The 8,414-nt window shown below is 46.7% G+C and carries 6 protein-coding genes; all 6 read right to left on the reverse strand.

All coding sequences use genetic code 11. The annotated features are described in order from the left end of the window. Window positions 1-121: 121 nt before the first annotated feature. On the reverse strand, window positions 122-2,362 hold the full coding sequence (locus Q0668_RS11500) for a hypothetical protein (protein WP_298864506.1): 2,241 nt from the start codon (window positions 2,360-2,362) through the stop codon (window positions 122-124). Further along, entirely contained in the window at window positions 2,359-2,721 is a 363-nt protein-coding gene (locus Q0668_RS11505) for a helix-turn-helix transcriptional regulator (protein ID WP_298864509.1), read from the reverse strand. Before Q0668_RS11505 ends, Q0668_RS11500 begins: the two co-directional genes overlap by 4 nt. Before the next feature lie 120 nt (window positions 2,722-2,841). Further along, window positions 2,842-3,699, reverse strand: coding sequence for a hypothetical protein (locus Q0668_RS11510; RefSeq protein WP_298864512.1), 858 nt, complete (start codon window positions 3,697-3,699; stop codon window positions 2,842-2,844). 182 nt (window positions 3,700-3,881) lie between these two features. Further along, entirely contained in the window at window positions 3,882-4,907 is a 1,026-nt protein-coding gene (locus Q0668_RS11515; protein ID WP_298864515.1) for a hypothetical protein, read from the reverse strand. Between the two features lie 55 nt (window positions 4,908-4,962). Beyond that, window positions 4,963-5,970 (reverse strand): hypothetical protein, encoded by a 1,008-nt coding sequence (locus Q0668_RS11520; RefSeq protein WP_298864518.1) that lies wholly within the window; start codon window positions 5,968-5,970, stop codon window positions 4,963-4,965. Between the two features lie 182 nt (window positions 5,971-6,152). Then, on the reverse strand, window positions 6,153-8,336 hold the full coding sequence (locus Q0668_RS11525) for a DUF6797 domain-containing protein (RefSeq protein ID WP_366918891.1): 2,184 nt from the start codon (window positions 8,334-8,336) through the stop codon (window positions 6,153-6,155). Window positions 8,337-8,414 lie beyond the last annotated feature (78 nt).

Here is an 8,414-nt window from a genome sequence, read left to right on the forward strand (position 1 = left end):
TGGGATCAACTGCGATGTTGTCTAACCCACGCCTCGTGTTTTGCCAGGAGTCATTTATTCTGATTCTGCGCCGACTGTTCCGAAAGATCGGAGTCGTCGGCTGCAGACAGAATGTTTTACTTTATTTTTCTTCCGGAATTTTCAGTCCAAAGGAATCAATCATCGGACGCCCCTCACTGATCAAATACTTGAGCGGTTTGTCCGTAAATGGATCAAGGGGCACTTCAGACAGCAGTGACGGAACAAGTTCTTCCGCCGTTTTCGGGAACGCTCCATACTTTCGCCGGAAGCGTTCGGCTGCGATCACAACCAGGGCTGCATCACGTTGAGCCTGATGTTTCGGTGTCTGAAACCAATAGGTTGCAGACTGCTCATAAGGCATTATGACCAGTGCCGGCAGATACTTCAGTCGTAGACTCGGTGAATCTAAAAGTCGTCGATACTCAGTCAGGTATTCAGAATTAGTGATCACTTCAGCCCTGGTGACCTGAGTGCGTTGCTTCCACAGCAGCTCACTCAAAAAGAGTAGCTTGGCCTGCAGTTCCTTTCTCTCCGCAAACATAGCAGCTACGGGCGCTGCCAGTAACTGTGTAGCTGTATTCGCTGGTGTATCAGCACTTTTTGCGTTTCGGTTCTCAGAAAATTCAGAGAATACTTCTAGTAGTAAATGTTTATCATCTCTGTTCATCAAATGATTCATGCGTTGCAAGATAGGAAATCCATCAGCAGCGAATCGGCCGTTTCCTGTTCCATCATCTGTATAGATTTTTTGTACATAGTCTTTGAGTATTCTTTCATTTTGCCTGAAGTTGGGTGCTTTGATCTGTGTTGCAGAAATTTTCTGGAAAAGTGTCGCGAGTTGTTCATCATTGAAAAAATCAGGCTGCTCAATAACTAGACTGGCGGCGTCTTGCACGATTATTCCAGTAATTCCATTAGCACCAATTTGACAGATGGTGTAAGGACCGGATTGTCTGTAATGTGCCGCCACAGAGAGCCGCGCGATTACTAGTTGTAAATATCGCTCGCTGTCTCCCTCTTCCACCGCAAGATATCTGGCTGCCATCAACAGTGATCCCACATGACCAGACAGGTCTTCTACCTGAGGCAAAAGAATTTCGATGCCAACCAGATCAGGTGGGTTCAGTATGTAATCTTTTCCATGGCCCTGACTTTTCAACCACTCGCTATTCTCCGGATCGCGATTGATGAAACCCAGCTTCGGACGGCTTGATGCTTCTATAAACAGATTGATTACATCTGCATGTTTAACAAGATACGCTTTTGCTTCCGGCCAATATTTGCTCTCCGGTCCCTTGTGTAGACCCTCGCTGATTCCGTGTGATTTTATGGGTGAATTAGGGATTTCTTGGTTATTTTTGAGAATGATCAACCCTTTACGATACAGCGGCCATGCACGTTCCTGCATCGGGATAGCGCGGCTTTGATCATCAACCTCTTGAATAATATCGAAGGTAACCGTGGGCGTTGCAGATAGGAATCGTACAGCCAAAACGGTCCACAACACGAATACAATAGCTGAGAGAACAGCCGTCGTTTGCCAGGTTCGTCGCCACGCATGCCAGGCGAAAGAACGATTTCGAAGACAAGCCCGGCGAATGAGACGCGCAGAGGTCGCGGGAGAGCCAAACGATTTGATCATATCATCAGGCGAGTTCCCTTTCTCCAGGCCATCAGCAAAATGCGCGCAGAGTTCTCGCGCTGTATCCAGTTTCTCAGCAGGTCGTAAGCGTGTCCTGTGTATCACGTCAAGCACGACAGCGGCGACGCTCTCAGGAAGACGATAATCCAATAGCAGTTCCGGTGAATGCGTCTCATACAACAAACCGCCAAGGCTAATTGTCTCACCATATTTTGTCGCCAGCGATTCCGGAGTCTCCCCCGCTTCCAACTGCCATTGTATGCTCCGGGATACACGATAGAACATTTTCCGGGCAGCCCTCGTTCGAACCTGTCTATTCATCACTAATGTTGCAACCGTCGGCCACAACTGAGCGGGCACAGGCGAAGTCAGAACCCAGTCTGCTTTTCGGGTCAAATGAATCAGAGAGGAGATACTTTCCGGCTCGCTCAGTTTCGCAACAAGTTGTGCTTCATCTCGTCCTTCCTGTAGAAAGATTTTGCAGGAATTGATAAGCTGCCGAGTTATTTTTGTTTGCCGATATCCGCTGAAATTTGTAACGACGGCATCAATGGCTGCGACAACACTCTCGGGCAAAGCGGAAGTATCCAGTCGTTCTACAGCACTTAGAGGGCCGGTAATCCGTCCGCGGAGCAACTCAGCAACCGGTGTTTGTAGCACTGTTCGCCATCTATTAGAGAAGGGGAGCCAACCGTTCAAGCTTCACCTCCTCTCAGCTTTGGTGGCGTATCAGTCAGGATACCCAGGCTCTGCATGGCCGTTGCGACAGCCCGCCACTGAGCCGTATCACTGGCAAGGCGTTTCTTGCCTTTGGCTGTCAGCGAATAATATTTTCGCTTTCGACCATTTTCAGATTCTTTCCAAGTGGGACGAATCAGCCCCTGTGATTGCAGATTGTAGAGCAGGGGATAAAGCGTGGACTGGCCCATATCGAGTACGCCATTGGTTTGCTCTGACAGGGCTTCTACAAGTTCGTAACCGTATTTCGCGCCTGTTTCCAGCAACTTGAGTACAGCCACCGGGCCGGCACCTCGCATCAGTTCACGTTCTGCTCGCATGCCGAATCTCCTTGACAGATTAAGATCACCTATATCTCATATATTTCTATACTATGTGTGGCATAGTATGGAAGTCAAGGTATCTTTTGAATCTGTTCAGAAATATTCTGACAGCGGCAGTTATTTCGCCGGTTTGTCGTTACGTCGATCCAGCAGGAAGGGATTGGTTTTAGCATCGGTGACTGAGATTTTCAGAGGCGGAGCGATACCACCCTGATCGACCTGGATGCGTAAAATGTTCTTCGCGGCAAACGGGCGATCATAAATCCATTTGTGTCCATCGCCGTGAAGGTACAGGATCGGCTTTTGGAATTTGATCGCATCTTGACTGAAGGGAACAAAAAAATCATTGTGAGCTGCAATCGGTTTCGCATGTCCGAAAAGGACCAGGCTACTGACTTCATTGCCAAACCGACGCAGATTGCGACGGACCCAATCCAGATCGTCTGCATGCCGTTGTTTCCATTCTGCCGGATCATGGACGAGACCCCCAACGATGTTGATCCCGACAAACAATACGCCCCCTTTGACAAAGGAAAAATTCTCTTCACGTTTCAGTTGTCGAAAGACAGGCAGGGTATGCCGCCAGCGACGATCAAACCGCATAAAATATTGGTCCCAAAATTGCCAGGCCTGATCGGGATTCATGCAGTCGTTCCATTCGTTATCGCCGGGAATGATAAACACCGGCGCCTTGGAATGACTCAGCATACCAGAGACCTTTTGGTAAACTGCTTCATCACAGGCCGCCTTGCCGCCCTTGATATCACCGACGTGAACTACAAACTCAGCGTCTGGAGGTAGTTTGGCAATCTGCTTAGGGAGTAAAGTATCTTCCTCTGGTTCGTAAGGCACATCGCCCATTGCGTAAAAAGTGACCCGTGTTCGAGGCACGGATTCAGGCGTCGTCTTGTCTTGCGCAAGAGCAGACGAACAGAACAACAACAGCAGTCCCAGCGGCAGGGCTTTTAATCTCATCGGTGTAAATCCTCAGGAGGGCAATTCGTCTAACAGTTTGACTGAATATGTTTTTACTGAGAGTCTCTAACTCTCAGAGGCAGCCAATCAAAGATTGTAACATGCACCACCACACGCGCCTATCGTCGCATCGGGAAGAGAGATTGACTGATTTCTGATTCATTTGAAGTCTCAGAAACTTCTTAGTCTTCTGTCTGAGAATCCACCTCAGGATTCCATTTTATTACTGCTTCTTTTGCCTTTTTCAAATTCAGCTTATGTCTGTTACGATCTAATTTACTGACTATTATTAAAAGAATGGTGAACCAAATACACATCAGACAAACGTTGGAGATCATATTCTGTGGTTCTGGAAAGTCTATTATTTTGAGAATGATAATGCCGATTAAACCCAACGCACCCCAACAAAAAAGAAAGATCAGCATCTGCTTGAGATCTCTGTCTGCACTGATTCGACGGCCGACCATCCCGCGTTTGGGTATCGAGTAACGAAGCAACAACCAGAACCCAATCGGAATTACAGAAACTCCTAAATATCGAGGAAATCGAAAGTACCAAGCCGCTAGTGCGGTACAGATTATGGAGAGAATACTGAGAGGAATGCCGAATCGGTCATAACGTTTGCGTGTAATTAATATTTCATCCGGACCTGGATCTCGAAAGACCTTCGGCTGAGGATCGCGCAGTGGAATTGCGATTTTCAGGCAGAACAGGTCCCAGTTCTGCTGAATGGATTCGGGTAAATGACTCTGGAAATATTGAATCAGCCACAGCCGTTCTTCTCGCTCAAAATTTTCAAAATAGATCGATATTTTTTCCGTCAAGCTCTTTAAGGTGATACCTCCCCCTTGAACCAGATTCCAGCGGGCCTGTTTGACACTTGATAGATCGATCTCTTTTCTGAAAATCACTCCTTGCTGTATGACGCTTTCATTTTGAATCGTAAGGGATTCATATTTGTAAGCGAGTAATATCCATAGATTAATACCTGGGAAAAATGAAAACATAAAACACGCAAAAGCAATATCAAAAAAATTATTCAGAGCCAGCACCTTGTCCCACATCGCATATGCTGCACCAATAGAAATCGACGTGTAGAAGATGAGACCAATGATTCCCAAGTTGCGATAGTATTTTCTCTCCCGAAACACTCTCACAACACCATCAATTTCAGTGATTTCTGTTGAACTTGTACCATCAGCTTCCACAGTAACTCTGTCCTTTTCAAAGGGGTGGACAAGAAAAAAATCTGTGTCTTGAACATTACGGACAGTCTTTCCACTGCTGCACGGCCTTTTTTGATTTTTCCAGATCCATCAGCTTATTGGAACGAATTAATGGACGCGCTTTGACAAAAAGAAACACCATATAAATGAGCATCAAACAATTGCCGAGAATCGTATGTTGTGGTTGGGGAAGGATTGGCAATCTGTATGTAATGAGAAGAATAATGACTAGACCAATCCACCAGCCGAGTAATTTGACTACTTCCATCGACTCTTTATCTGAACCGATCTTTGAAAAAACTTTACCCTCTTTGGGTATCGAGTTACGTAACAGTACCCAGAATATAATGAGAATAACTGGCATTGATAAATACTTGGGATGTTTAAAATACCAAGCCGTTAAAACGCCACAGATAATTGAGATGATAATGAGAGGAATGCCGAATCGGTCATAACGTTTACGTGTAATTAATATTTCATCCGGACCTGGATCTCGAAAGACTTTCGGCTTAGGATCGCGCAATGGGATTGCAACTTTCAGACAGAACAGGTCCCAGTTCTGCTGAATCGATTCGGGTAAGTGACTTCTAAAGTATTGAATTAGCCAAAGTCGGTCTTCTCGCTCAAAGTTAAGTAGATGAACCGATCCCTTTTCAGTCAATGTCTTTAAAGTCAGGACACCACTTCCGATCAGTTTCCATCGGGCCTCGAGAACACGCGACAGGTCAATCTCCTTGCAGGAAAACACGCCCTGTAGAATCACAGTTTCTTTTTGGATTGTGATCGATCTATACTGGCAAACCAGAAATGACCAAATAAATATACCTACCAGAGGCGACCATATCACACTAAATGCGATAACAGCGAACATCTTCGAATCCGGATGTGCCATAAACCACATCAGGTACGTAGAGCCGGTTCCAAACAGTGTGAAGAAGATCAGAGAAACGAGTGCCTCATTGCGATCACTTTTCTTCGTGCGAAATATTCTAGCAATACTGTCGTTTTTAGTGATTTCTGTTGTAGTCGGTTCGTTGCTTTTCACTTAGCGCGGTACCTCATTCAAATTGAAAAGGGTTGCGGAGAACAACCTTAATCTTATGAACGCTACCAGCGAGCATTTAGATCAAATGAAAGTTAGAAGTTATCAAAAAAGATGATGATTTTCTAACACCTTTCGAATCTTACTCATTTCGTGATTTTCGTGCCTTTCGTGGTAGCAATAAATCATTCACCTTTCGGAACGCCGTTAATCGTCCAGTAAATCTCTTCCCGAAACGGTTCACCCTGTTTGCCTTTCAAGTTGAGCGTTAAATGAACCTGATTAACGGGTTTCAAAACGGCCACGGTCAGCTTCACGCTTTTACCATCCTCGGAAAGCGTAGCCTTGGTGATCTTCAATTTCTCTTTGCCCGGTTGGTCTGTTGTCGGAGAAAACATGTCCGAGCCGTATGCAGCACGCCAATGGTAGTTCCAATGCTCAGCGCCATAAGACTTCAAGTCCGCAGCCGATGCTGGATCAAGCACGAAATTGAATCGCAGACGTAAACCATCCGGTTCCACCTGACAATCGGTGACCATCGAAATCGGTTTACCGGTATATCGCAGGCGTTGTACGCCCTGATCGCGGAGTCCCGGTCGGCCCCCGCCATTCCAGCCATCCAGGCCGACCGCATAAACCTGACCGTCGGCTGGGTTCACGCGCGCTCTTTGAACTCCTGCACTGAAATCGAAGGGCAGTTTGATAATCGCTGCCTGATTGATTTCGTCGAATTCCTGCAACATTAGATAAAACATCCAGCCTTTGCCAAAACTGGTGTGAAGCAGACGTCCGGAAAGCGGTCCCCAGCGCGGATCATCAATCCACAATTGGCCTCCCGCTGAATTATCAACATGTTGCGGCATCCAGATCAATGGCTGGTCAAACGATTTCGGCGGAACGACTTTTGTATGATCGATACGCCCGCCATCCGGTGCCCAGTTTTTTCCACCTGAGTGTGTTTGCACATACCCATAAAAACCATCCTTTTTCACCAGGCTGATTTTGGAAGCCGGCATCCAGCTGCCCTGATTATCACTGACCGTCATCCGATTATCGGGAAACATTCCCATGCCATTAGGAGTCCGAAACCCGGTACAGTACACTTCGCTCTTTTTTCCGTCCGGCGATATTTTCATGACGGAACCCGGTAAAGCATAGCTGGTATATTGACCACACTTCGCATAATAAAAGTTACCCGCGGTATCGGTGTGCAAATCAAAATTGAATGCATGGAAGAAACGTGAGACATCGGTATCAGCCCAAAAACTTTCATAGTAGTCGGCTTCACCATCGTTGTTGAGATCATGCAAACGCGTCAAACGGTCTTTGCAGGTCACATAGATCAAACCATCGACCACCTTCACACCAAATGGTTCATACAGTCCGCCGGCAAATCGCTTCCATTTCAGATTCAACAGGTCTTTGTCAATTCCGGAAACAATCCAGATATCACCGCCATGGGTAGAGATAACCATGCGACCATCGGGAAAGAATTCCAGCGCCGAGGTACGAAACCATGTGTTCCACGGCGTCGATTCGGGTATGGTAATCGTATCCAGAGCATAGGCACCACGTTCCAAACCTGGGTAGCCCACGGTTTTGAACGTTTCAGGCCAGTTGGATGATCCACCCTTGATCAATGATTTAGGATCGTCAATTTTTTCGCTTTTAAATTGTTCTACCAGAGTAGCTAGAGTTTTGATATCCGTTTTCTCAGTTCCTGCAAAACAGATGATGTCGATTAATCGTGGCTTGTCATCAGCGGGGATATTCAACACGAGACGTTGTTGATCATCGGGCTTCCATGTCATCCCGCTTGTATCGCCGATGACCGACGATGCGGTAAAGGAATCGAGAGGAGTTGCCTTTGTCTGAAATAAATCTTTCGTTCGTCGGCCGCTCAATGCAATCGAATTAGTAGCCGACCCCTGTCTTTTATCGGGAACGTTTTTGTCGAGAGTAATGACACCCGTAAAGCTCGATTGAGTGTCCGAGGGCGTTGCCGTCGCGAGAATCAATGCTTTTCCAGGCCCGATGCATAAGGTATGTCGCACCGCCGTTTTTCCTTTGATCGACTGGGGCAACTCAAGAATCTCGCGACCATCAATTGCATACGAGAGTATCAATTGCTTGCCATGCAGGTAGTGGCCTTTGTAGTCGAACCATTTTTTGGGGAGTGGTCCGCGTGGAAGTAAATCTTTTCGCGAATAATCCAGCGTGCCTTCATGCCCCCATTGCCATCCTGCCAGACCTTCCAGAATCTTTCCCTCTGGTTGAGGTACACCTTCACCCCGGCCACGAATATGTTGGGTCGCTTTTAAATTCAGAAAACCGCCTTGCCAGATACCCGTCTGGTTCATCGTATGCAAGTCGTAAGAAATAGTTTTCTTATTACCTAGCAGTCTGTCCGGATATTCCCCTGACCCTGGTTTTCATTACCGAGATGT

Source organism: uncultured Gimesia sp. (assembly GCF_937910335.1).
Lineage (GTDB): Bacteria > Planctomycetota > Planctomycetia > Planctomycetales > Planctomycetaceae > Gimesia.

Excerpts from the sequence above, each read along its gene's own strand:
- Q0668_RS11505 (WP_298864509.1), bottom strand. The coding sequence starts at position 2,721 with ATGCGAGCAGAACGTGAACTGATGCGAGGTGCCGGCCCGGTGGCTGTA.
- Q0668_RS11510 (WP_298864512.1), bottom strand. The coding sequence starts at position 3,699 with ATGAGATTAAAAGCCCTGCCGCTGGGACTGCTGTTGTTGTTCTGTTCG.